The 22,717-nt window shown below is 71.0% G+C and carries 23 protein-coding genes; 9 read left to right on the top strand and 14 right to left on the bottom strand.

The genetic code is table 11. The annotated features are described in order from the left end of the window. Positions 1 to 403 precede the first annotated feature (403 nt). The 3 genes from OU416_RS17090 to OU416_RS17080 all read right to left on the bottom strand — a co-directional run bounded on the left by OU416_RS17090 (position 404) and on the right by OU416_RS17080 (position 1,877). Positions 404 to 685: a hypothetical protein gene (locus OU416_RS17090; protein WP_270927975.1), complete on the bottom strand. Its 282-nt coding sequence runs from the start codon at positions 683 to 685 to the stop codon at positions 404 to 406. A gap of 169 nt (positions 686 to 854) precedes the next feature. Continuing rightward, the gene (locus tag OU416_RS17085; RefSeq protein WP_093156348.1) at positions 855 to 1,529 is read right to left on the bottom strand and encodes a Crp/Fnr family transcriptional regulator; all 675 of its coding nucleotides are present in this window, start codon (positions 1,527 to 1,529) and stop codon (positions 855 to 857) included. A 93-nt stretch (positions 1,530 to 1,622) separates the two neighbouring features. Then, entirely contained in the window at positions 1,623 to 1,877 is a 255-nt protein-coding gene (locus OU416_RS17080; protein WP_093156579.1) for a hypothetical protein, read from the bottom strand. 116 nt (positions 1,878 to 1,993) lie between these two features. Between OU416_RS17080 and nth the strand changes: the two genes are divergently transcribed. The 4 genes from nth to OU416_RS17060 all read left to right on the top strand — a co-directional run bounded on the left by nth (position 1,994) and on the right by OU416_RS17060 (position 5,600). Next, a complete protein-coding gene (gene nth / locus OU416_RS17075) occupies positions 1,994 to 2,815 on the top strand; it encodes an endonuclease III (protein WP_372907185.1) in 822 nt (273 codons plus the stop codon). After that, positions 2,812 to 3,447: a TlpA family protein disulfide reductase gene (locus OU416_RS17070; protein ID WP_270927974.1), complete on the top strand. Its 636-nt coding sequence runs from the start codon at positions 2,812 to 2,814 to the stop codon at positions 3,445 to 3,447. The genes nth and OU416_RS17070 overlap by 4 nt, the downstream gene beginning before the upstream one ends. Then, the gene (locus tag OU416_RS17065) at positions 3,444 to 4,145 is read left to right on the top strand and encodes an NUDIX hydrolase (protein WP_270927973.1); all 702 of its coding nucleotides are present in this window, start codon (positions 3,444 to 3,446) and stop codon (positions 4,143 to 4,145) included. Before OU416_RS17070 ends, OU416_RS17065 begins: the two co-directional genes overlap by 4 nt. 270 nt (positions 4,146 to 4,415) lie before the next feature. Next, positions 4,416 to 5,600: a MarP family serine protease gene (locus tag OU416_RS17060; RefSeq protein WP_270927972.1), complete on the top strand. Its 1,185-nt coding sequence runs from the start codon at positions 4,416 to 4,418 to the stop codon at positions 5,598 to 5,600. A 125-nt stretch (positions 5,601 to 5,725) separates the two neighbouring features. Here the strand turns inward: OU416_RS17060 and OU416_RS17055 are convergent, their stop codons facing one another. The 3 genes from OU416_RS17055 to acs all read right to left on the bottom strand — a co-directional run bounded on the left by OU416_RS17055 (position 5,726) and on the right by acs (position 9,805). Beyond that, the gene (locus OU416_RS17055; RefSeq protein ID WP_270927971.1) at positions 5,726 to 6,229 is read right to left on the bottom strand and encodes a phage holin family protein; all 504 of its coding nucleotides are present in this window, start codon (positions 6,227 to 6,229) and stop codon (positions 5,726 to 5,728) included. Positions 6,230 to 6,358: 129 nt separating this feature from the next. Further along, entirely contained in the window at positions 6,359 to 7,585 is a 1,227-nt protein-coding gene (gene nhaA, locus OU416_RS17050) for a Na+/H+ antiporter NhaA (protein WP_270927970.1), read from the bottom strand. Positions 7,586 to 7,822: 237 nt separating this feature from the next. Then, positions 7,823 to 9,805, bottom strand: coding sequence for an acetate--CoA ligase (gene acs, locus OU416_RS17045; RefSeq protein WP_270927969.1), 1,983 nt, complete (start codon positions 9,803 to 9,805; stop codon positions 7,823 to 7,825). Positions 9,806 to 10,021: 216 nt separating this feature from the next. On the opposite strand from acs, the gene OU416_RS17040 reads away from it, so the two are divergent. From OU416_RS17040 to OU416_RS17025, 4 genes are all read left to right on the top strand, one after another. Next, on the top strand, positions 10,022 to 10,768 hold the full coding sequence (locus OU416_RS17040) for a Fic family protein (RefSeq protein WP_270927968.1): 747 nt from the start codon (positions 10,022 to 10,024) through the stop codon (positions 10,766 to 10,768). A gap of 34 nt (positions 10,769 to 10,802) precedes the next feature. After that, a complete protein-coding gene (locus OU416_RS17035) occupies positions 10,803 to 11,738 on the top strand; it encodes a nucleoside hydrolase (protein WP_270927967.1) in 936 nt (311 codons plus the stop codon). A 62-nt stretch (positions 11,739 to 11,800) separates the two neighbouring features. Beyond that, on the top strand, positions 11,801 to 12,706 hold the full coding sequence (locus OU416_RS17030; protein WP_270927966.1) for a LysR family transcriptional regulator: 906 nt from the start codon (positions 11,801 to 11,803) through the stop codon (positions 12,704 to 12,706). A gap of 78 nt (positions 12,707 to 12,784) precedes the next feature. After that, the gene (locus OU416_RS17025) at positions 12,785 to 13,300 is read left to right on the top strand and encodes a cysteine dioxygenase family protein (RefSeq protein WP_270927965.1); all 516 of its coding nucleotides are present in this window, start codon (positions 12,785 to 12,787) and stop codon (positions 13,298 to 13,300) included. Here the strand turns inward: OU416_RS17025 and OU416_RS17020 are convergent. The 5 genes from OU416_RS17020 to OU416_RS17000 form a co-directional block, all read right to left on the bottom strand. Then, positions 13,290 to 14,201, bottom strand: a complete 912-nt coding sequence (locus tag OU416_RS17020; protein WP_372907186.1) for an N-acetylmuramic acid 6-phosphate etherase — start codon at positions 14,199 to 14,201, stop codon at positions 13,290 to 13,292. The genes OU416_RS17025 and OU416_RS17020 overlap by 11 nt on opposite strands. After that, positions 14,201 to 15,121 carry a MurR/RpiR family transcriptional regulator gene (locus OU416_RS17015; RefSeq protein ID WP_270927963.1) on the bottom strand — a complete coding sequence of 307 codons (921 nt, stop codon included), beginning with the start codon at positions 15,119 to 15,121 and terminating at the stop codon, positions 14,201 to 14,203. Before OU416_RS17015 ends, OU416_RS17020 begins: the two co-directional genes overlap by 1 nt. Before the next feature lie 371 nt (positions 15,122 to 15,492). Further along, a complete protein-coding gene (locus tag OU416_RS17010) occupies positions 15,493 to 15,885 on the bottom strand; it encodes a PPOX class F420-dependent oxidoreductase (RefSeq protein ID WP_270927962.1) in 393 nt (130 codons plus the stop codon). 71 nt (positions 15,886 to 15,956) lie between these two features. Next, positions 15,957 to 16,352, bottom strand: coding sequence for a RidA family protein (locus tag OU416_RS17005; RefSeq protein WP_270927961.1), 396 nt, complete (start codon positions 16,350 to 16,352; stop codon positions 15,957 to 15,959). A gap of 62 nt (positions 16,353 to 16,414) precedes the next feature. After that, positions 16,415 to 16,828 (bottom strand): MarR family winged helix-turn-helix transcriptional regulator, encoded by a 414-nt coding sequence (locus OU416_RS17000; RefSeq protein WP_270927960.1) that lies wholly within the window; start codon positions 16,826 to 16,828, stop codon positions 16,415 to 16,417. Positions 16,829 to 16,891: 63 nt separating this feature from the next. Between OU416_RS17000 and OU416_RS16995 the strand changes: the two genes are divergently transcribed. After that, positions 16,892 to 17,743: an MBL fold metallo-hydrolase gene (locus OU416_RS16995; RefSeq protein WP_270927959.1), complete on the top strand. Its 852-nt coding sequence runs from the start codon at positions 16,892 to 16,894 to the stop codon at positions 17,741 to 17,743. A gap of 8 nt (positions 17,744 to 17,751) precedes the next feature. Here the strand turns inward: OU416_RS16995 and OU416_RS16990 are convergent, their stop codons facing one another. Genes OU416_RS16990 through OU416_RS16980 form a run of 3 tightly spaced genes read right to left on the bottom strand, consistent with a single transcriptional unit; the run spans position 17,752 to position 22,539 of the window. Beyond that, positions 17,752 to 19,488: a serine hydrolase domain-containing protein gene (locus tag OU416_RS16990; RefSeq protein ID WP_270927958.1), complete on the bottom strand. Its 1,737-nt coding sequence runs from the start codon at positions 19,486 to 19,488 to the stop codon at positions 17,752 to 17,754. 12 nt (positions 19,489 to 19,500) lie between these two features. Beyond that, positions 19,501 to 20,730 carry an exo-beta-N-acetylmuramidase NamZ family protein gene (locus tag OU416_RS16985; RefSeq protein ID WP_270928246.1) on the bottom strand — a complete coding sequence of 410 codons (1,230 nt, stop codon included), beginning with the start codon at positions 20,728 to 20,730 and terminating at the stop codon, positions 19,501 to 19,503. A gap of 36 nt (positions 20,731 to 20,766) precedes the next feature. After that, positions 20,767 to 22,539, bottom strand: a complete 1,773-nt coding sequence (locus OU416_RS16980) for a glycoside hydrolase family 3 protein (protein WP_270927957.1) — start codon at positions 22,537 to 22,539, stop codon at positions 20,767 to 20,769. Positions 22,540 to 22,717 lie beyond the last annotated feature (178 nt).

The following is a 22,717-nucleotide window of genomic DNA, read 5'->3' as shown; positions in this document are numbered from 1 at the left end:
CCAGTATCCAGATACTGGTACGCCAGTACCAACCTGATCGCGGGTAATTCGGCTCACGCGGCGGCGACCAGCGCCGACCTGGGGCAAGAGGGGACTTTCGGCCCAGTTCGCAGGGTGCGCGGACGCGGCACACTTGCTGAGGGGCTAGCCGGAACGGGTGAACTCTGCAACCCGGTGCTGGCTGGCTGCGTCCTGGAAAGTGAGAGGGGCCTTGCTGGCGGCACCGGTCGTCCAGCATCGTCGAAGGTACGGAGCTTTCCTCCGGTGTCGAGGATTCGGGGCCGAAGCGCCGGAGGATCGGGGGAGCGTGGTTGGTCGTCGGGGGATTAACCACGCACATGTGAAGAGGCTGGAGCGCCGCGTCGGGGGTGGCGCCCAGCCTCTTCACACGTCCAGGCCGACCTCAGTCGCAGCCTCCGCCGCCGCCCGAGTCGCCGCCGCTGCTGCTGCCTGAGTCGCCGCCGCCGCTGCTACAGCCGGAGTCGCCTCCACCGCCCCAACCGCTGTGGCTGTCGCTGTAGGTGCTCCAGTCGCTGCTGTAGCTCGCACCACCGCCCGTCCGGACGCGCTTCCCGGCGTTCGCCTTCTGCGCACCCCCCGACCGCGCCACGAGCACGAGCAGCACCACGACCACCCCGAGCCCCACTAACAGCCCGAGCGATGCGATGAATCCGATCCAGTGCACGTCCCGCCCCCTAGTTCCGGTTGCCCCAGTTCATATCAGGAGCGGACGTCGCGGGACGGCAGAATCACCGACTTCCGGGCGCGCAAAAGCGCGCGTCGACTGAAGGATCCGGGAAAGTTCCCGGAACCGTCGGCCGACGCGCGTCAGTTCGCGCGCGTTGCGGCTTCGATCAGCGGGCGCGGCGAGCGAGCCGCTCCGGGTCGAGGATGAGCACGCTCTTGCCCTCGAGCCGCAGCCAACCGCGGTGCGCGAAGTCCGCCAGCGCCTTGTTCACGGTCTCCCGGGAAGCACCGACGTACTGCGCGATCTCCTCCTGCGTCAGGTCGTGGGTGACCCGCAGCAGGCCCGCCTCCTGGCTGCCGAAGCGCTGCGCGAGCTGCAGCAGCGCCTTGGCCACGCGGCCCGGCACGTCGGTGAAGATCAGGTCCGCCAGCATGCCGTTGGTGCGCCGCAAGCGGCGGGCCACCACGCGGAGCAGCTGCTCGGCGATCTCCGGACGGGTGCCGATCCACTGCCGCAGCGCGGAGCGGTCCATGCTCAGCGCGCGGACCTCGGTGACCGTGGTCGCCGTCGACGTCCGCGGACCGGGGTCGAAGATGGACAGCTCGCCGAACATGTCCGACGGTCCCATGATCGCCAGCAGGTTCTCCCTGCCGTCGGGGGACTTGCGCCCGAGCTTCACCTTGCCGGACTGAATGATGTAGAGCCGGTCACCCGGCTCGCCCTCGGCGAAGATCACGTGCCCGCGCGGGAACTCAACCGGTTCCAGCGACTGTGCCAGGGCCTCCGCCGCGGCCGGCTCCACTCCTTGGAAGATGCCGGCCCGGGCCAGGGTCTCGTCCACCTCGTCCCTCCATGTTGAGACGCGGCGGCTTGCTGTGGTGCCAGGCCCGCGTGCGCGAGTCCGGCGATGTGCCGCCGATCACTACCAGCAATTCTAAGACTGGTCGCGCGAACGGCGAGTACGCAGCCTACCGGCGCGTCCCACTCTGCGAAGCTGGAACAGCTCCAGCGCTCGTCCAATACCTTGCCGGAACAGTGCCCGCACCTCGTCGGGGCGGGCGTTCTCCAGCAGCTCTTCCACCTCGTTCTCCTGCACCGCCACGTGCCGCAGCCGTGCTTCCACGCGCTCCATGAAGAGCGCGAAGAACATGATCACGACGGGCACGACGATGACGAACCAGGCAGCCACCATGATTTACATCCTCACGCATGCCGTCGAGCAGGGTGCAACCGGGGTCGGGTTGCCGGGTGGGTGAGTTCGGTACGGCCACCGTCCGCGCCGAGCCGGATCCGTAGTCTGGTGGGGTGTCGGATCTGGCTCGAACCAAGAAGACCAAGTCCCGCGCGGGCGGTGAAACCCGGCTGGGCCTGGTGAGGCGGGCTCGCCGGATGCTGCGAACCCTCACCGAAGCCTATCCGGACGCGCACTGCGAACTGGACTTCGACACGCCGCTGGAACTCGCGGTCGCGACCATCCTGTCCGCCCAGTGCACCGACAAGCGCGTCAACGAGGTCACCCCGGCGCTGTTCGCGAAGTACCCGACGGCCGCCGCCTACGCGGGCGCCGACCGCACCGAGCTGGAGGAGATGATCCGCTCCACCGGCTTCTTCCGGAACAAGGCGGCATCGCTGATGGGGCTGGGCGCGGCGCTGGTGGAGCAGTACGACGGCGAGGTGCCCGCGAAGCTCGCGCAGCTGGTGAAGCTGCCCGGCATCGGCCGCAAGACGGCCAACGTGATCCTGGGCAACGCCTTCGACGTGCCGGGCATCACGGTGGACACCCACTTCGGCAGGCTGGTCCGCCGCTGGGGCTGGACCGAGGAGGAGGACCCGGTCAAGGTCGAGCACGCCATCGGTGAGCTCATCCCGCGCAAGGAGTGGACGATGCTCTCGCACCGGGTGATCTTCCACGGCCGCCGCGTCTGCCACGCCCGCAAGCCCGCCTGCGGTGCCTGCCTGCTGGCCAAGGACTGCCCGTCGTACGGCCTCGGCCCGACCGAACCGGCCGTCGCGGCCAAGCTGGTGCGCGGCCCGGAGACGCCGCGGCTGCTGGAGCTGGCCGGGGTGGTCGACGAGGTCCCGGAGAGCACCATCGAGCAGGCCGCGGCCAAGGAGCCGGTGGCGTGAAGCTGAGCGCCTACCGGACCGAGATCCGCTGGACGATCGTCGTCGTGGTGCTCGCGGTGCTGGGCGTGGTCGCGCTCTGGCCGCGCGACGCCGAGCAGCGGGCGGACACCACGACCGCACCGGCCCCGCCACCTGCGGCCAAGCCGGTCGACCCGGCGCAGCGGGCCGCCGCCGCGCTCGAACCCTGCCCGACCGGGGAGGGCGCTCCCGCCCAGCTGGCCGGGGTCACCGGCAGCTGCCAGGCGGATGGGAAGGCGGTCGACGTCGGGGCGGCCGTGGCCGGTGAACCGACGCTGGTGAACGTGTGGGCGACCTGGTGCGGGCCGTGCCGCACCGAGCTGCCCGCGCTCCAGGCCTACGCCGAGCAGCCGGGGGCGATCCGCGTCCTCGGGGTGCAGGTGCAGAGCGATCCCGGCGATGGTCTTGACCTGCTGGCCGAACTCGGCGTTCACTTCCCCAACGTGCATGACGGCGACAACCGCATCCGGGCCGCGCTCAAGACGCCCAACGTGCTCCCGATCAGCTACGTGGTGACCGGCTCCGGCGAGGTCCGCCGCATCGACCCGCCGGTCGCGTTCGAGACGCCGGACGAGGTCCGGGCCGCCGTCGAGCGCACCCTGGGGGCGAGGTGACCTCGAAGCTGCTGGTCGACCCGGCTGAACTGCCCGGATGGTTGCGGCCGCTGATCGAGCGCGCCGCCGAGCTGGACCCGGGGCAGTTCGGCTGGCCGCGGGAGAACCCGCCCGCCGAGGCCCGGCCCGCCGCGGTCCTGGTGCTCTTCGGCGAAGGCGCGGCGGGCCCCGACGTGCTGCTGCTGCGCCGCGCCGACGGGCTGAACTCGCACCCGGGCCAGGTTGCCTTCCCCGGCGGCTCGCTCGACGATGTCGATCGCGGGCCGGTCGACGCCGCGCTCCGCGAAGCCGTCGAGGAGGTGGGGCTGCGACCGGAGGGCGTCCGCCCGCTGGTGGCGCTGCCCGAGCTGCACGTCCCGCACAGCGGCTTCCGGGTGACCCCGGTGCTCGCGCACTGGGTGGAGCCCTCGCCGGTCTCGCCGGTCGATCCGGGGGAGACCGCGGCGGTGGCGCGGGTGCCGATCTCCTGGCTGACCGATCCGGCGAACCGGCTGCGGGTCGAGCTGACCGGGCGGCACGCGGGCCCGGCGTTCCTGGTGCCCGGCATGTTGGTGTGGGGTTTCACCGCCGGGCTGCTGTCCGGGCTGCTCGACCTGGCGGGCTGGGCGCGCCGCTGGGACCGCGCCGACGTCCGGGAGCTGGACGAGGCCTGGCGGGCCGCGGAGGAGGCCGAGGACATCGGCTTCGGGCGAACTTGACCGGTCTGAGAGCCTGTCGGCGCAGCCGTCCGCGCCTTGGTGAGCGGCGGCAGCCGCTTGGGGTGCGCATGCAGGGTGACCACGGGCGGGTTCTGAGCGGTTTCCTGGCGAGGACGGCCCCTCCGCCGTGTATTGGTCATACATCAGGAGGGGCACCCGCAGTCCGGGGAAGCACTCAGGTTCCGCCAAGCGACCACCCGAGCAAAGCAACCACTAGCAGGGTCTGTGAGACCGTAGTGCGGTCTGATCGCCGGGTGGAGGGGTGAGCGGGTGAACTGGGTCGACCTGCTGGTGGTGCTGCTGGCACTGCTCGCCGCAGTGTCGGGTGCGCGGAGCGGCCTGGTCACGGCGTTCTTCGCCTTCCTCGGCGTGTTCATCGGCGCTGTGGTCGGCTTGAAGCTGGCGCCGCTGCTGCTGGACCGGCTGGACAGCCCGGTCGCCCGGCTCGGCTTCGGCGTCGGCATCGTGGTGCTGCTGGTCGCCTTCGGCGAGACCTTCGGCATGTGGGCCGGGCGCGAGCTGCGCGACCGGATCACCTCCCGCCGGCTGACCGGCCTGGACAACGCGCTGGGCTCGGTGCTGCAGTTCCTCGCGGTGCTGGTGGTGGCGTGGCTGGTCGCGCTGCCGTTCACCTCGGCGTCCGCGCTGCCCGGCCTGGCCTCCGCGATCAGCCGGTCGCAGGTGCTCAGCGCGGTCAACTCGGTGATGCCCGACTCGGCGCGGCAACTGCCGAACGATCTGCGCGAGATGCTCGGGGTGTCCGGATTCCCGCAGGCCTTGGAGCCGTTCTCGCAGACACCGGTGGCCGAGATAGCGCCACCGGACCCGGCGCTGGCCAACAGCCCGGTGGTGCGCGATTCGCGGGCCAGCGTGGTGAAGGTCCGCGGCCGCGCTACGTCCTGCGCGCGGGCCCTCGAGGGCACCGGTTTCGTGATCGCGCCGCACCGGGTGATGACCAACGCGCACGTGGTCGCGGGCACCGACCGGGTGGCGATCGAGATCGGCCGCGGCCAGTTCGACGCCGAGGTCGTCCTGTACAAGCCGGACGTGGACCTCGCGGTGCTGTCGGTGCCGGACCTGGACGCCGACGCGATGACCTTCGTCAACGGCGAGGCGACGCCGGGCAGCGACGTGATCGCCCTGGGCTACCCGCTGGACGGCCCGTACACGGCGTCCGAAGGCCGCATCCGGGAGCGGATCAGGCTGCGCGGGCCGGACATCTACGAGGCGCAGACGGTGGTCCGCGACGTGTACACGGTGCGCGGCAAGGTGCAGAGCGGGAACTCCGGCGGGCCGCTGATCGACCCGAACGGCAACGTGGTCGGCGTGGTCTTCGGCGCGGCGGTCGACGATCCGGAGACGGGTTTCGTGCTCACCGCGGCGGAGGTGGCCGACGAGGTGGCGGCGGCTCCGCGCCTGACCACCCCGGTCTCCACCGGCACCTGCACCAGCTGACCGTGAGTGGTTTGTGGTGCCATAGCCCCACAAAGCACTCACGGCACACGAGCTGCACAAACTTTCGCCGGGCCGACACAGCGGTGTCAGGCCCGGCGCAGTGGTGAACGATCCTCGGGAAGCCGCTAGGCCGCGGAGGTCGGCTCGTCCTCCTTGTGGCGCTTGGCCAGCTGGGAGGTTTCCTTGAGCGACTCGATGGTGCGCTTCGGGGGCCTGATCTTGCGGACCCGGAGGTAGCCGAGGAAGGCCATCAGGCCCGCCACCACCAGCATCAGCAGGAACACGATGCCGAAGGCCGCCCACCGCCACAGGCCGAGCTGGGCCAGCCCCTCGGCCAGCGTGAAGAACAGGAAGAACATGCTGAAGCCGAGCACGGCCAGCGCGAGGATGAAGTAGACGCTGCCCTTGACGGCCTTCTTCATCTCGCCGGCGAGCTCGGTCTTGGCCAGCTCCACCTCGGACCTGACCAGAGTGGACAGGTGCGTCGTGGCATCGCGGACCAACGCGCCGATGGACTGCCCATCAGGAGCAGTGCCCTCTTCGGACAGCGGGATGGACGTGACCGCGGTCCACCCCGCACCGTCACGGCTGCCGTTGGTGCTGTTCTGGGCGCTGTTCACGTGCTCCATCGTGCCACGCGCGATCAGCGGGCGACCGAGCGACTCGCGGTGCGTTACCCGTGAGTGACTTCCGCCCGGCCCGACCAGCAGCGAGGCCCCCCGGGAGCCGGAGCTCGCCGAGGGGCCTCGCCGGGTGGATCAGGAATCGGCCTCCGCCTCGGCGTTCTTCTGCTTGCGGCCCCGGCGGAGCAGGATCGCGGCGGCGATCAGCGAGGCGATCGCGGAGGCGATCAGCACCGCGGCCTTGGCTCGCTCGGCCGCCGCGCCCTCCAGCGACAGGTCCGCGATCAGCAGGCTCACCGTGAAGCCGACACCGCCGAGCATCGCCAGCGCCGCCATGTCGCTCCACCGCACCGAGTCCGGCTTCGCCCCGATGCCCAGCTTCACCGCGAGGAACGAGCTGCCGAAGATGCCGATCAGCTTGCCGACGACCAGGCCGATGATGACCGCGATCGCGACCCGGTCCTCGCCGATGGCCGTCAGCGCGTCGCCGTCCACCGGCACGCCGGCGGCGAAGAACGCGAACACCGGCACGACCAGCCCGGCCGACCAGGGCTGCAAGCGGTGCTCCAGCCGCTCCGACGGCGAGGCGTCCTCGTCGGAGTCGCGGCGGACGCGGGTGAGCAGGCCGAGGGCGACACCGGCGATGGTGGCGTGGATGCCGCTGGTGTGCACCGCGACCCAGACCGCCACGGCCAGCGGCACGTAGATGAACGGCGTGGTGACGCGCTTGCGCTGCAGGTACCAGTACAGGACGCACAGCAGGACGGCGGCCAGCAGGGCCAGCACGCTCAGGCCGTCGGTGAACAGCACGGCGATCACGATGATCGCGCCGAGGTCGTCGACCACGGCGAGGCTGAGCAGGAACACCCGCGCGGCGGTGGGCATCCAGGACCCGGTCAGCGACAGCACGCCCAGCGCGAAGGCGATGTCGGTGGCGACCGGGATCGCCCAGGCCGCGTGCGCCCCGGGAGCGCCGTGGCCGATGGCGAAGGCGAGCACGGCGGGCACGATCATGCCGCCGAGCGCGGCGATCACCGGGAGCATCGCGCTCTTGCGGTTGGACAGCTCGCCGACCACGAGTTCGCGCTTGAGCTCCAGGCCCGCGACGAAGAAGAAGATCGCCAGCAGGCCGTCCTTGGCCCACTCGCCGATGCTCAGGCTGAGGTGCAACGCCTCCGGCCCCAGCTCGAAGTCGCGGATGGCCCGGTAGAACTCCGACAGCGGCGAGTTGGCCATGATCAGCGCCAGCGCGGTGGCGGCGAGCAGGACCATCCCGCCGACGGTCTCAGTGCGCAGGTAGGTGCCGAAGTCGAAGTTCTTGGCTGAGGACGGCTGGGATTGGCTGTGGTCGGCTTTCGACACGCAACGGCTCCGATCGCGGATAGCACGGACTACGGACGCCGACCAGACTTCCCGGCACACCTTTGCCGAAATCCTAACATCCGACCCGCGGATGGTTGCTGTGCGAAACCGTCCCGGCCTGTCATATCCGCAGGTCAGGAGGGTTCTGCCGAGGTGACCTGACGGGAACTTCACGTTCCTGTTGACAGCAGCAGGGGCGCCCTCCGGACGGGAGGACGCCCCTGCTCGTGGTGCCGGTCAGTCGTCGCTGCCGGTCTTCAGGCCCTTCGAGATGAGGTCCATGACGCTGGAGTCGGCCAGCGTGGTGACGTCGCCGACCTCGCGGTTCTCCGCGACGTCGCGCAGCAGTCGCCGCATGATCTTGCCCGAGCGGGTCTTGGGCAGCTCCGGCACGATCATGATCTGGCGCGGCTTGGCGATCGGCCCGATCTCGCTGGAGACGTGCTCGCGCAGCTCCTTGAGCGCCGCTTCCCCGGAGGCCGCGTCGTCGACGCCGCCGCGCAGGATCACGAAGGCCACGATGCCCTGGCCGGTGGTCGGGTCGGACGCGCCGACGACGGCGGCCTCGGCGACGTTCGGGTGCGAGACCAGCGCGGACTCGACCTCGGTGGTGGAGATCCGGTGCCCGGAGACGTTCATGACGTCGTCGACCCGGCCCAGCAGCCAGATGTCGCCGTCGTCGTCGTACTTGGCGCCGTCACCGGCGAAGTAGTAGCCGAGGTCGGCGAACTTCGACCAGTAGGTCTCGCGGTAGCGGGCGTCGTCGCCCCAGATGCCGCGCAGCATCGACGGCCACGGCTTGTCCAGCACCAGCAGCCCGCCGCCGCCGTTGGGAACCTCCTCGCCGGCCTCGTTGACCACCTTCGCCGAGATCCCCGGCAGCGGTCGCTGCGCGGAGCCGGGCTTGGTGGCGGTCGCGCCGGGCAGCGGCGAGATCATGATCGCGCCGGTCTCGGTCTGCCACCAGGTGTCCACGATCGGCGTGCGGTCGCCGCCGATGTTCTTGCGGTACCAGATCCAGGCCTCGGGGTTGATCGGCTCGCCCACGCTGCCCAGCAGCCGGAGGCTGGACAGGTCGTACTTGGCGGGGATGTCGGCGCCCCACTTCATGAACGTCCGGATCGTGGTCGGCGCGGTGTAGTAGATCGTGACGCCGTACTTCTGCACGACCTCCCAGTGCCTGCCCTCGTGCGGCGAGTTCGGGGTGCCCTCGTAGATCACCTGCGTGGCGCCGTTGGCCAGCGGCCCGTAGACGATGTAGGTGTGCCCGGTGACCCAGCCGATGTCGGCGGTGCACCAGTAGACGTCCGACTCCGGCTTGAGGTCGAAGACGTTGCTGTGCGTGTAGGCGGCCTGGGTCAGGTAGCCGCCGGAGGTGTGCAGGATGCCCTTCGGGCGGCCGGTGGTGCCGGAGGTGTAGAGGATGAACAGCGGCTGCTCGGCGTCGAAGGCCTCGGGCGTGTGGGTGTCGGGCTGGCCCTCCAGCACGTCGTCCCACCACTTGTCCCGCGCGTCGTTCCAGGCGACCTCGCCGCCGGTGCGCTTGACCACCACGACGTGCTCGATGCTCGGCGTCTCCTCGACGGCGGCGTCCACGTTGGCCTTCAGCGGCATCGCCTTGCCGCGCCGGTACTGGCCGTCGGCGGTGATCACCACCTTCGCCTCGGCGTCGTTGATGCGGGTGCGCAGCGCCTCCGAGGAGAACCCGCCGAAGACCACGCTGTGCATCGCGCCGAGGCGGGCGCAGGCCAGCATCGCGAACACCGCTTCGGGCAGCATCGGCAGGTAGATCGCGACCCGGTCACCGGCACCGATGCCGAGCGCGGCGAGCGCGTTGGCGGTGCGCGAGACCTCGCGCTGCAGCTCGGCGTAGGTGATCTCGCGGGAGTCGCCGGGCTCGCCCTCCCAGTGGATCGCGACCCGGTCGCCGTTGCCGGCCTCGACGTGCCGGTCCACGCAGTTGTAGGCCACGTTGAGCTTGCCGCCCACGAACCACTTCGCGAACGGCGCGCCGGACCAGTCCAGGACCTGGTCCCACTTGGTGTCCCAGTGCAGCTTCTCCGCCTGCTCGGCCCAGAACGCGTCCCGATCGGCATCCGCGTGCGCGTAGAGATCCGCGGTGGCGTTCGCCTGCGCCGCGAACTCCGCCGAGGGCGGGAACGTCCTGCTCTCGTTCAGCAGGTTGCTGAGCTCGTTGTTCTGCCCGTCGGGCTGGCTCATCGCCGAGAACCTCCGTGGTCGTGGGGTAGCCAGTGCTAACCGCACCGTAATGCGATCGGGCTCACTGCAACAGAGGGTTAGCGCTATTGGTACAGACCAATCAGGCGTACGGTCCGAAATCACTGCGTCACGCAGGGCTGTCGGACGATTCACTGTGGCACACGTCGCATCCGGCCCCGGCGGCGGGGGCACGGCCGGCCGGTAGCGTCAGCGGGCGTGAACGACAAGCCATCGCTGGCACCGCTGGTCGAGCTGGACGGGGTGGCCGACGCCGTGGCCGCCGCCCGCGCGGCCATCGACGAGGTCCACCGGCACCCGGCCAACCGCCGCGGCTGGCCGACCACCGCGGCGGAGGCGTCGGTGCGCGCCGCGCGCGCGTCCGCGGCGATCGCGGGCGGCGCGGCGGAGATCCCCGAGTCCGGGGAGGTCACCGACCCGCTGCTGGCCGGTTCGCTGCGGATCGCCGAGGGGATGGGCGGACTGCTGCCCACCTGGCAGCGCGCGCCGCGGCAGGCGCTGGCGCGGATGCACGTGCTCGCCGCCGCGGACCTGGTCGACGACCCGGACCAGCTCGGCCGCCCGCAGGCGGACCCGGAGATCGCCGAGCGGCTGGACCTGCTCGCCGAGATCATCACCGACCCGAAGGCGCAGGGCCCGGGGCCGGTGCTGTCCGCGGTCGTGCACGGCGAACTGCTCGCGCTCCAGCCCTTCGGCCTGGCCGACGGGGTGATCGCGCGCGCGGCCGCGCGGCTGAGCGTGATCGGCAGCGGTCTGGACCCGAAGGGCCTGGTCGTGCCGGAGGTGGCGTACTTCCGGCGGCAGGAGGAGTACGCCGAGCTGGCGCTGGGCTTCGCGACCGGCGACCCGGACCAGGTCGCGGCGTGGATCGTGCACTGCTGCAAGGCGCTCGAAGCGGGCGCCCGCGAGGCGAAGTCGATCGCCGACGCGGTCCAGGAAGGCTGACCACCGAGCAGGTCGAGCACGGCCGGAGGAAGACGTGGCGAAGAAGATCCTGATCGACTGCGATCCGGGCATCGACGATGCGCTGGCGCTGGGCCTGGCGCACGGCAGTCCGGCGCTGGAAGTCGTCGGCGTGACCACCGTCGGCGGCAACGTCGAGCTGGAGCACACCACCGACAACGCCCTGCGGCTGCGGGACTTCTACGGCATGGACGCGCCGGTGGCGCGCGGTGCCGGGCGGCCGCTGGTGCGCGAGCCGCGGACGGCCGGGGAGGTGCACGGCAACTCCGGGCTCGGCGGCGCGGTGCTGCCCGCGCCGAAGTCCGAGCTCAGCGGGCAGCACGCGGTCGACTTCATCATCGACGCCCTGGCCGCCTCGCCGGGCGAGATCAGCCTGACCGCGGTCGGGCCGCTGACCAACATCGCGCTGGCCCTGCGCAAGGAACCACGAATTACCGAGTGGGTGAAGGAATTCGTCATCATGGGTGGCTCTTTCACCCGTGGGAACACGAATCCGGCCGCCGAGTTCAACATCGTCGCCGATCCGGAAGCCGCCGCGGTGGCCTTCGGCGCGCCGTGGCGGACGGTCATGATCGGCCTCGACCTCACCCACCAGGCGCGCGCGAGCGCCGAGGTGCGCGCGGGGTTCGCCGACCTCGGCAGGCTGGACGCGGAGCTGCTCACGCCGTGCCTGGACTTCTACGGCAGCCACGTCAGCTACCAGGAGAAGGGCCCGGCGATCCACGACGCGTGCGCGGTGGCGTACGTGATCGACCCCGGCCTGTTCGAGTCGGTCCCGGCTCGCGTCGACGTCGAGACGCAGGGCCGGTTCACCTCCGGCATGACGGTCACCGACTTCGCGGCCCCGGCCGACGCCCACAACGCGATCGTCCCGACGGAGCTGAACACCGAGGGCTTCTGGAGCCTGGTCACCGACGCCTACCGCAACGTCGCCGCCACCCTCCCGGCCTGACCGGCTGCGCGGGCCCCGGATCAGCACTGCCGCCGCCGAGGCGAACGTGAGATCTTTTCAAGATGGTGGACCCGCGGTACATCCGGATGTTCCACGCCGTGGTCCGCGCCGGTTCGTACGCCGGTGCGGCGCGCGAGCTCGGCTACAGCCAGCCCGCGGTCAGCCAGCAGATGCGAGCCCTGGAACGAGCCGTCGGCACGCCGCTGTTCGCCAGGTCGGGGCGATCGCTGCGGTTGACCGCGGCCGGCGAGGTGCTGGCCAGGCACGCGGGTTCCGCGCTGCGCGACCTCGCCGCCGCGCAGAACCAGATCACCGCGATCCGGCAGCTGCGCGCCGGGCACATCCGGATCTGCGCGTTCCCCAGCGCCAGCGCCACGATCGTGCCCGCGGTGGCGGCGCGCATCGCCCGCCGCCACCCGGACCTGCGCATCCAGCTCATCGAGGCGGAGCCACCTGATTCGGTGGAGACCTTGCGGCGCGGCGAGTGCGACGTCGCGCTGGCGTTCACCTACCCGGGAGCGGCCGACCAGCTGGACGACGGCGACCTGCTCGGCGTGGCGGTGCTGGACGATCCGGTGGTGGTCGTGCTGCCCAGCGGGCACCGGCTGGCCGAGCGCCCGTCGGTGGAGCTGGCCGATCTCGCCGGTGAGCGGTGGATCGCGGGGTGCACCCGCTGCCGCGACCACTTCGTGCAGGAGTGCCGCGCGGTCGGTTTCGAACCGGACATCGCCTTCACCACCGACGACAACCTCGCGGTGCAGGGCCTGGTCGCGGCGGGCATCGGGATCGCGCTGATGCCCGGTCTGGTGCTGTCGTTCCTGCGGCACCCGGAGGTGATCAGCCGCCGCGTGCGCAAGCTCGACGACCGCCGGGTGTCGGCGTACGTGCTGCGCGACCACCACCGCATCCCGGCCACCGCGCTGATGCTGGAGACGTTCCGCCAGGTGGGCGCAGCGACTCGCCCGTGAATGTCCAAGCAAAGCTTTGGGAGCGGCCAAGTTTTCTGCCGTCGACGTGCGGATTGCCCGCCGGGCAAGGTGATTCGCATGACCTCGCAGCTGATCGAACTGGTTGGAACCATTCGCGAGCAGGTGCGGCGCGGGCTGCCCGCGGCGCAGACCGCCGAACTGGTCGAGGACGCGCTGCGGCCCTTCCTCACCGCGCCCGGCCTGCTGAGCCCGGCGCAGTGCGTCGGCGACCCCGACCACTACCGGCAGCACGTGCTGCACGTGGAACCCGACGGCAGCTTCTCGGTCGTCGCCCTCGTGTGGCTGCCCGGCCAGCAGACGCCGGTGCACGACCACATCTCCTGGTGCGTCACGGGAGTGCGCGAAGGCGTGGAGCACGAGCAGCGCTACGTCCTGCGCGACGACCGCCTGGCCCCGGCGGAGGAGACCACCAACCACCCCGGAGAGGTGTGCGGTTTCGCGCCGCCGGGGGACATCCACCTGGTCCGCAACGCGGGGTCGGTGAAGGCGATCTCGATCCACGTCTACGGAGCGGACATCGCCGTCCTGGGCTCCAGCGTCCGCCGCTGCTACGAGCTCGGCGCTACTGCGTGAGGGCCCGGAGGGCCTCCCTGACCTGGCCGTCGGCCACCGCCAGCGCTGCCGCCGAGCTCTCGACGTCGGCGCCGGTCAGCAGGTGCACCAGCGCCGTCTTCAGGTCTCCGCCGGAGGCCGTCAGCGCCGCTTCGCAGATCTCCTCGGAGGCGCTGGTCGCCTCCTGCAGGATGCCGATCGTGCGGCCGCGCAGCTTCGCGTTGGTGGCGAGCATGCTGACCATCAGGTTCGAGTAGGTGCGGCCCATCCGGATCATCACCGCGGTGGAGAACGAGGTGAGCACCAGCTTCTGCGCGGTGCCCGCCTTCATCCGGGTGGAGCCGCTGATCGGCTCGGGGCCGGTGTCCACCGCGATCACCACGTCCGCGGGCACCGGCCCGACGTCCGGGTTCGAGGTGACCAGCGCGGTCTTCGCCCCGAGCTTCTGCGCGGCGTCCAGCGCGGCCAGCACGAACGGGGTGCGCCCGGACGCCGCCAGGCCGACCACCAGGTCGTCCGGCGAAGCGCTCTCGCGGATCTCGGCGGCACCGGAGGCGACGTCGTCCTCCGCGTTCTCCACGGCTCGCCGGAAGGCGTCGGGACCGCCCGCCTGGTGCGCGACGATCCAGTCCGGGGGCACGTTGAAGGTCGGGATCAGCTCCGCCGCGTCGAGCACGGCGAGCCGGCCCGACGTCCCCGCGCCCACGTAGTGCACGCGGCCGCCCGCGCGCAGCGCGGCGACCGCCATGTCCACCGCGCGCGCCAGCTCGGGCAGGACCCGGCCGACCGCCACCGGGACGGTGCGGTCCTCGCCGTTGAGCACGTGCAGGATGTCCAGCGTCGGCAGCAGATCTATGTCCCGCGTCCGCGGGTTGTTGCGCTCGGTCGGAGCATCCACCCGCACTGCGCGGTCCTGGCTCATCACGCCTCCTTCTGCCGCCGGCGGTCCGGTCGGCTTTCGAGGCGGTGGCCGCCCACCGCTTCGTACGTGGCCTCCAGCGCCGCCCGGGCTTGGTCCAGGTGGCGCTGCGCGACGCCGATGAACAAGCAGTCGATCACGGTGAGCTGGCCGATCCGGCTGGCCATGGCCCCCGATCGGTAGGTGGTCTCGCGGACCGCCGTGGTCAGCACGTGGTCGGCGACCTCGGTGATCGGCGAGCGGGCGAAGTTGGTCAGCGCCGCCGTCGTCGCGCCCCGCCGCCGCGCCTCGCGCAGCGCCTCGACCGTCTCGGCGGTCGCACCGGTGTGCGAGATGCCGATGGCCACGTCCCCCTCGCGCAGCACCGCCGCCGAGGTGAGCGCGTTGTGCGTGTCCGACCACGCGAAGCAGGTCAGGCCGATGCGGTGCAGCTTCTGCTGGAGGTCGAGCGCGACGAACGCGCTGGCACCGACGCCGTAGACGTCGATGCGGCGGGCCTGCGCGACGTCCTCGACGAGCGGTTGCAGCACCGCGGCGTCCAGCTGGTCGGCGGTCTCCTCGACGGCCTTCGCGTCCGCGTAGCCGACCTTCTCGATGATCTGGCCGAGGTCGTCGTCCGGGGCGATGTCGCTGCCGAGCTCGCGGTCGCGGGTGGAGGTGCGCGCGGTGTCGGCGGCCAGCGCGATGCGCAGGTCGGGATAGCCGCCCACGCCGATGGCCTTGCAGAACCGGGTGACCGTGGTCTCGCTGGTGCCCGCCGCTTCGGCGACCTCGGTGATGCTGCGCCGCGAGATCGACGCCGGGTCGGCCAGCACGATGTTGGCCACTCGCTGCTCCGCTCGGGCCAGTCCGGGCAGCAAGGAGCGAATCTTGACGAGGGGGCTCGCCTCGCCCGATTCGCGGGACGTGTCGTCAGTGGCCATGTGGGAAACTTACTAACCGTTGCTTCTGGCGGTCAATGGCCCTCTTCCGGGTTTCCACCGGGAAGACGGGGCAACTTCCTACCCAGGTTGCATCCGCCGGCAACTACTCCGAAAGGGGTAATAGGTAGGTTTTCCCGAACCGGACCGTCATCGCCCCTGAGCACCAGCCCGGACCGCCGCGCTCAGAGCTCCCGCGCACCCGGGAGGAACGGCGGCGCGCGACATGCCGACCGGGCTCGGCAGCGACCCGGTCGTGGCGCCACCCCAACGTCCCCGACCAGCTCCGTCACCCGGGGCCGCGTCAATTTCGTGCGAAATTGACGTTCACCCGGGTGACGGTCAATTTCGTGCGAAATTGACACCGCGGGCGGTCACTGCTTGGTGGTGTGCTCCGGTTCGACGTAGACGATCACGCGCTCGTCGCCCGGCTTGGGCCACGGGTACCGGTCCTCGTCGAGGTACTTCTTGGCCATCTTGTCGATGAACCGGTTGTCCTGGTCGTCCTCGACCTTGGCGACCCGGCCGCGCACCTCGACGTAGCGGTAGGGCTGGTCCGGGTCGTGCACCGAGACGGAGATGCGCGGTTCGCGCTTCAGGTTCCGGTACTTCTGCCGAGTCTTGGTCTGGCTGAACTTCAGGTACCGGCCGTCCCAGTCGATCCACACCGGGCTGGACTGCGGTTCACCGTTCGGGCCGATGGTGGCCACGTGCCCGAAGGCCCGCTTGCTCAGGATGTCCTCCCGGTCCTGCGGAATCCCCGACATCTCGACTCCTTCCGAGGCGTTGCGGTTCGCGTCCGACCCTGCCCGCCGGTCGTGGAGCCCGCGACTCGATGTCAGGGCCGCGCGGCGACGGCGTCGATCTCGAAGAGCATGCCCGGCAGCGCCAGCGCGGCCACGCCGGTGAGCGTCTGGGTGGGCGGCTGATCGCCCCAGATCTCGCCGATGAGCCTGCCGATCACGGCGAGCTTGTCGAGGTCGTGGTCGACGACGTAGGTGCGCAGCTGCACGACGTGGCCGAAGTCCAGGTCGGCGGCGGCGAGCGCGGTGCGCAGGTTGGCCAGCGACTGCTCGACCTGCTCGGCGAAGTCGTTCGAGGTCACCTCGCCGTTGCCGTCGGAGGCGTACTGGCCTGCGATGAACACCAGTCCGGTGGAGGTGTCGGCGACGTGGCTGTAGCCGAAGCGGACCGGGTCGTGCAGGGTCGCCGGGTTGATGATCTGGTGGGACACGCGGTGTTCCTTCCGGAAGACGGTTCTCGATCTTGAGAACGCATCCGGGTGCGGGGAATTCCTCAGCGGGCGGACAGGGCGCGTCGCAGGAGCTCGTGCAGGCTCTGCTGCTCGTCCGCGTCGAGCCCGGACAGCGGGGTGTTGACCGAGAAGCGCTCGATGATCCGCGTCCGCTGCTGCGCGCCTTCCTCGGTCAGCGCGATCTCCTTCGCGCGGCGGTCGGTGGGGTGCGGGCGGCGGGTGACCAGGCCCTGCTTCTCCAGGCGGTCGATCACGAAGGTCACGTTCGAGGTCGCGCAGTGCATCCGGTTGGCGAGTTCGCGCATGCTCAGCGGTTCGGCCAGCTCGCGCAGGGCGATCGCCTGGGACGCCGTGAGCTCGCTGTCCGCGACGCAGCGCCGCACGTGCTCCTCGATGTCGTGCGCGAGCTCGCTGATCAGGCTGCAGAGCTCGCGGGTTTCCGCGGACCGGTCCATGCGAGCATCCTACCAAGTTAGAGATGTTGCAATTAGAATAGTTCTAGTTGTAAGTTAATCGCCATGATTGCGGAACAGCGGTGGAGCACAGCAGCGGGCATCCGGTCGATCGAGCTCGGCGACCTGCGGATCAGCTACGTCCCGGACGGCGTCGTCGGCCTCAAGCCGCGCGGCTGGTTCCTGGAGACCTCGGAAGACGACTGGCGCGAACGCGCGCAACACCTCGACGGCGCTGGGCAGCTGGTCGCCAGCATCGGCGGACTGCTCGTCGAGCACGGCTCGCGGGCGATGCTGATCGACGCCGGATTCGGCCCGGCCGCCCGGCCCGACGACCCGGGCAACCAGATCATCGGCGCGACCCGCGGCGGTGACCTGCTGGAGAACCTGGCGGTGCTGGGGCGCGCTCCCGATGAGATCGAAGCGGTCGCGATCACCCACCTGCACACCGACCACATCGGCTGGGCGCACCACGGTGCCTTCCCGGCGGCGCGGTTCCTGCTGGCGGAGCAGGAGTGGAAGCTCCGCGACGAGCACGCCGAGGACGTCACCGACGAGATGCTGGTCGCGCTGGAGCGGCAGGTCGAAACCGTCCACGACGGGCAGGAGATCTTCCCGGGCGTGCGCGTGCGCAACTCCTCCGGCCACACGCCCGGCCATGCGGCGTACGCGCTCACCTCGGGCGACCAGCGCCTGATCGCCTTCGGCGACGCGTTGCACAGCGCGGTGCAGATCGCCGAACCGACCTGGCCGGTCTGGGCCGACGTCGACCGCGCCGAGGCGATCCGCACCCGTCAGGACCTGGTGGAAGACCTCCGGGAACCGGGCACCATCGGCTTCGGCATCCACTTCGCCGACGTCCAGTTCGGCCGCGCGATCACCGACTCCGGCACCACCCGCTGGCAGCCCCTGCCGTGACAGGGGCGTCAGCGGTCGGTGGAGATCCAGCCCTCGGGGTGCAGGCGGTCTGCCTGGAGCTCGCCGTCCAGCAGGGTCGCGTCGCGGTCGGCGGCCAGGATGCCGTCCACGTTCACCCCGCGCCCGGTGTACTGGTCGTCCGGCGCGTACCGCCACCGCAAGCGCACCTGCTCGCCCGGCTCCGCGGCGACGGAACCGCGCACCTGCCACCAGCTCCGGTGCCCGGACCCGGCCAGCTGCTCCTGGGCGCCCTCCGGTGCTCCCGGGCCATCGGCCCGCACCGCCACCGGCTGCCAGGTCGTACCGTCCACACTGGATTCGAGCAGCAGCGGGTCGACGCCGTCGGCGTCCCGCTGGACGTCCACGAACGCGCTGTAGGTGACCTGCACCGGGCCGCTGACCGGCCCGAGCGGATCGGTGGTCAACGTCCCCGGGCGGTCGGCGGACCACGACTCGGAGCCGAACTCCGGTCGCACCGCCAGCGCCCGCGCCATGCCCTGCGCCAGCGCCTGCCTGGCCTGGTTGTTCGAGCCCCACTCCCGCGACGGGTGCACGCGGTTGGTGAGCAGCACCGCGACCGATCGCGACAGCGGATCGATCACCAGCGAGGTCCCGGTGTAGCCGGTGTGCCCTGCGGTGTGCGGGGCGCTGAGTCCGGCCATGTACCAGCGCTGGTCGAGCTCGAAGCCCAACCCGTGCGCGTTTCCGGGGAAATCGCCGTTGAAGTCGGTCAGCATCCGGGTCACGCCGTCCTCGGAGAGGATGCGGTTGCCCGCGTAGGTGCCGCCGTTGAGCAGTGCCTGCCCCAGCGTCGCCAGGTCGTCGGCGGTGGAGAAGACGCCGGCCTGGCCCGCGACGCCGCCCAGCGACCAGGCGTTCTCGTCGTGCACCTTGCCGCGCACCATGCCGCGCGGCGGATCGGCCTGGAACTCCGTGGCCGCCACTCGGTGCAGCTCGGCCGCGGGCGGGTTGTAGCCGGTGTCCCGCATGCCCAGCGGCCCGGTGATCCGCTCGGCCACCACCCGGTCCAGCGGTTCACCGGTGATGCGCTGGACGAGCACGCCGAGCGTGATCATGTTCGGGTCGGAGTAGGTGTAGTTGGTGCCGGGCGGGTGCTCCGGCGTGAGCTGCATGATCGACGGGATCCGCTGCTCCGGGGGCAGCTTCCACAGCTGCGCCTCGGCCTGCAACCCGGAGGTGTGGGTGAGCAGCTGCTCGACGGTGATCGCCTGCTTGCCGTTGACGCCGAACTCCGGCAGGTACTCCGCGACCGGCGCGTCCAGCCGCACCGCGCCGTCGTCGACGAGCTGCAGCGCCGCGATCGAGGTGAACAGCTTGCTGATCGAGGCGACGTCGAAGATCGTGTCGGCCCGCATCGGTTCCTGCTGGTCGGCGGGTAACTCGGTGCCCTCGCCGTCGGAGTAGCGCACCTCGTGCCCGACGGCATCGCGCCGCACCACCACCCCGTCGTGCACCAGCAGGCTCACGGCGCCCGCGTACATCGGGTGCTCGCGGCCCGGCGTCTTCTCCGTCCACGCCGCGATCTGCTGCAGCGCAGCGTCGATCGGGGCGGGATCCAGCCCGACATCGGCCGGAGAACCGTCGCGCAGCACGGTCTCGCTGGGAGCGAATCCCCGTTGCGGGCGGTCGAAGTGGCCGTTGGCGTTGCCCGGTGATGCCGTCGCCGAGCCGGCCAGCGCGGTGACCGACAGCAGAGCCACCGCAGCCAAGATCGTCCTGCCCATCGCGTTTCCCCCTCAGCGGTAAAGCAGATCCGGTTCGCGTTGTCGTCGGAAGTCCTCGACCTCGTCCTGCCAGGAATCGACGATCTCGTCGGTGCCGGCGCCGCGGTCGACCATCGTGCGCAGCCGGTCGGAGCCGGACAGCTTGTCGATCATGTTGTCCGGTCGCCAGCCGAACACCTGCGGGTACAGGCGCCGCGCCGTGACGAGCATGGTCACCGCGGTCCGGATCGCGTCGACCTCGCCGAGCCGGTGCACCTGCACACCGCCGCAGGTGACCTCGGCGTGCTTGGAGAAGGTCGGCACGAAGTAGGTCTCGCGGAACCGGACTCCGGGCAGCCCGGCGGTGTTGAGCTCCTCCGCCCACCGCCAGTCGATGCCCGGCGCCCCGATGATCTCGAACGGCCTGGTGGTGCCCCGGCCTTCGGAGAGCACGGTGCCCTCGAACAACCCGGTGCCGGGGTACAGCGCGGCGGTGTCCGGAGTCGGCATGTTCGGGCTGGGCGGCACCCACGGCAGCCCGGTGTCCGCGGCGCGCCCCTTCCAGCCCTCGACCCGCACCACCTCGAGCTGCGGCAGCGGTTCGGGGAGGTGGACGCGGTTGAACATCCGGGCCAGCTCGCCGACGGTCATCCCGTGCTGCTGCACGATCGGCAGCAACCCGACGCCGGAGGCGAACCGCGGGTCCAGCTGCGGCCCGGCGACCTGGCCGCCGAGCGGGTTCGGCCGGTCCAGCACCAGGAACGACGCCCCGACCTGCTGCGCGGCCTGCATCGCGGTGTACATCGTCCAGATGTAGGTGTAGAAGCGGGCGCCCACGTCGGCGATGTCGAAGACCACCTGCTCGACGCCCGCCTTGCGGAACATCCCGGCCAGCTTCGCCGCGTCGGCCCCGTACGCGTCGTACACCGGCAGCCCGGTGCGCGGGTCGCGGTAGTCGCCCTCGGACCCGCCCGCCTGGGACGTGCCGCGGAATCCGTGCTCGGGCCCGAAGACCGCGGCGATGTCGACCGAACCGCTGGCGTGCACGGCGTCGACGAGGTGCTCCAGCGACGAGAGCACGCCGGTCGGGTTGGTCACCACCCCGATCCGGCGGCCCTTGACGTCGTCCCAGTTCCGCCCGGCGAGCACGTCCGCCCCGGTGCGGACCACGAACCCGAGGTCGGTGGACTGCTGCGGCGCGGCGCAGGCGGAGCTCGCCGCGATCCCGACCGCGGGCACGGCCAGCGCAGCCGCGGTCAGCATGCCGCGCCGGGAGAACTGGAACTCAGCCACCTGTCGTCACCAGCCCAATCCGTGGCCGTACGGGTACGCGTCGGTGCCGGGCTTGTTCGGGTCCGGCACCGGAACCGGGAGCTTGCCGACCGGAGCGATCTCGCCGAAGAGCACCTTGGTCAGCGACTCCATCGCCACCGGCTTGTCCGAGTAGGTGGCGAGCCAGGCGGGTGCGTCGGCGCGCGCCGCGTCGTAGGGGTCGCGGGCGGCGACCGCGATGACCGGCTTCCCGGTCTGCTGCAGGGCGCGGACCAGGTCGAGCTGCCCGGCGTTGGCCTCGCTCCAGGCGGCGTTGGTGAGCACGACGGTGACGTCGTTCTGCCGAGCCTGCTCGACGGCCTGGTCGATCTGCTCCTTCGTCGGCTTCAGGCCCGTGGCCAGCGCCGAGGTCTGCGGCCCGCGCGCCCCGATCTGCTCGGCCAGCGCCGCGGTCGCGTCGTCGCCCGCGCCGGTCACGAACATCTTGGCCGGCGGCTTGAGCGGCAGGACGCCGTCGTTGCGCAGCAGCGTGGTGGTGCGGTCGGTGATGGCCTGCGCCTCGGCCAGGTGCTCCTTGCTACCAACGATCTGGTCCACTTTGGACACGTCGACGAACGGGTTCTCCAGCACACCGCGACCGGACTTCAGCGCCAGCACGCGCTCCACGCTCTGGTCGATCCGCTGCTCGCTGAGCTCGCCGCTGCGCACCGCGTTGAGCACGCCGTCGATGGCGACCTGCAGGTCGTTCGGCATGAGCAGCATGTCGGCACCCGCCTTGAGCGCCAGCACCGGGATCTCGGCGTTCGGGTGCTTCTCCCGCACGCCGTCCATCTGCAGCGAGTCGGTGATGATCACGCCCTTGAACCCGAGCTCCTCGCGGAGCATCCCGGTGAGCACCTTCGGCGACAGCGTCGAGGGCTCGCCGGAGTCGTCCAGCTTCGGCACCACGATGTGGGCGCTCATCACCGCGTCGGTCCCGGTGGCGATGGCCTCCTTGAACGGCGGCGCGTCGAGCTGCTCCCACTGCTGGCGGTCGTGCTCGATCACCGGCAGCGCGGTGTGGCTGTCCTGGTTGGTGTCGCCGTGCCCGGGGAAGTGCTTGACCGAGGCCGACACCGTCTCGCCGGGACCGGCGGAGTCCTCGTAGCCGCGGATCTGCGCCGCGGTGAGCTGCGCGGCCAGCGCCGGGTCGGAGGAGAAGGAGCGCACCCCGATCACCGGGTTCGCCGGGTTGACGTTGACGTCACCGCTGGGCGCGAAGTTCTGGTTCAGCCCCATCGCGCGCAGTTCCCGCCCGGTGATCGCGGCGGCGCGCTCGGCGTCCTCGGGGCTGCGGCCGGAGCCGAGCGCCATGTTCCCGGGGAACTGGGTGGCGGGCTCGTGGATGCGGGTGACCTGGCCCTGCTCCTGGTCGGTGGAGATCAGCAGCGGCACCTTGGAACCGGAGTTGACCGCGGCGTTCTGCAGCCCGTTGGACAGCTCGGCGATCTGCTTCGGGTCGTAGAGGCTGTCGGTCCACGCGAAGTGGATGACGCCGCCGAGGTGGTACTTCTGCACCACCTGGGCCGGGGTGTCGACGCCGAACTCCTCCTTGTTCTTGGGGTGCGGGGTGTCGGCGGTGCGGCCGTAGGCGTAGGTGACGAAGAGCTGCCCGACCTTCTCCTCCAGCGTCATCTCCTGGAGGAGCTCGGCGGGGCGCTGCGGCGTGCTGGCGCCGCCGGTGGCGGTGAGCGCCACCGCTCCTGCGGCCAGGGCGCTGAGCGCGATCGCGGCTCGGCGCGTTCGGGGCTTCGGGGACACAGTCGCCTCCCTGCGGGGCAGATCTTCGCCAGGCGGTAAGAGTTCACCACGAAATCGGACGATTTCGGAAGTTACTCACACCACCACGGCCGGTCAACGCTGCCGGTCGGCGTGGGCGAAAGATGCCACCGCGGAGACTGCTCCGCGCGGCGGAACCGGGGGCGGACGTGCGGCGCCG

Origin of the sequence: Saccharopolyspora indica (assembly GCF_027853965.1) — a bacterium.
In the GTDB taxonomy this organism is placed as follows: Bacteria; Actinomycetota; Actinomycetes; order Mycobacteriales; family Pseudonocardiaceae; genus Saccharopolyspora; species Saccharopolyspora indica.
Note: the sequence above shows the minus strand (reverse complement) of the source record. Positions and strands in the feature narration are given on the sequence as shown.

What these genes read in the sequence shown, in the direction of transcription:
- OU416_RS17055 (WP_270927971.1), bottom strand. Translation starts at nt 6,229, where the DNA reads ATGGAGCACGTGAACAGCGCCCAGAACAGCACCAACGGCAGCCGTGAC.
- acs (WP_270927969.1), bottom strand. Translation starts at nt 9,805, where the DNA reads ATGAGCCAGCCCGACGGGCAGAACAACGAGCTCAGCAACCTGCTGAAC.
- OU416_RS17020 (WP_372907186.1), bottom strand. Translation starts at nt 14,201, where the DNA reads ATGAGCCAGGACCGCGCAGTGCGGGTGGATGCTCCGACCGAGCGCAAC.
- OU416_RS16995 (WP_270927959.1), top strand. Translation starts at nt 16,892, where the DNA reads ATGATTGCGGAACAGCGGTGGAGCACAGCAGCGGGCATCCGGTCGATC.
- OU416_RS16990 (WP_270927958.1), bottom strand. Translation starts at nt 19,488, where the DNA reads ATGGGCAGGACGATCTTGGCTGCGGTGGCTCTGCTGTCGGTCACCGCG.
- OU416_RS17015 (WP_270927963.1), bottom strand. Translation starts at nt 15,121, where the DNA reads ATGGCCACTGACGACACGTCCCGCGAATCGGGCGAGGCGAGCCCCCTC.
- OU416_RS17010 (WP_270927962.1), bottom strand. Translation starts at nt 15,885, where the DNA reads ATGTCGGGGATTCCGCAGGACCGGGAGGACATCCTGAGCAAGCGGGCC.
- OU416_RS16985 (WP_270928246.1), bottom strand. Translation starts at nt 20,730, where the DNA reads ATGCTGACCGCGGCTGCGCTGGCCGTGCCCGCGGTCGGGATCGCGGCG.
- OU416_RS17000 (WP_270927960.1), bottom strand. Translation starts at nt 16,828, where the DNA reads ATGGACCGGTCCGCGGAAACCCGCGAGCTCTGCAGCCTGATCAGCGAG.
- OU416_RS17025 (WP_270927965.1), top strand. Translation starts at nt 12,785, where the DNA reads ATGACCTCGCAGCTGATCGAACTGGTTGGAACCATTCGCGAGCAGGTG.
- OU416_RS17030 (WP_270927966.1), top strand. Translation starts at nt 11,801, where the DNA reads ATGGTGGACCCGCGGTACATCCGGATGTTCCACGCCGTGGTCCGCGCC.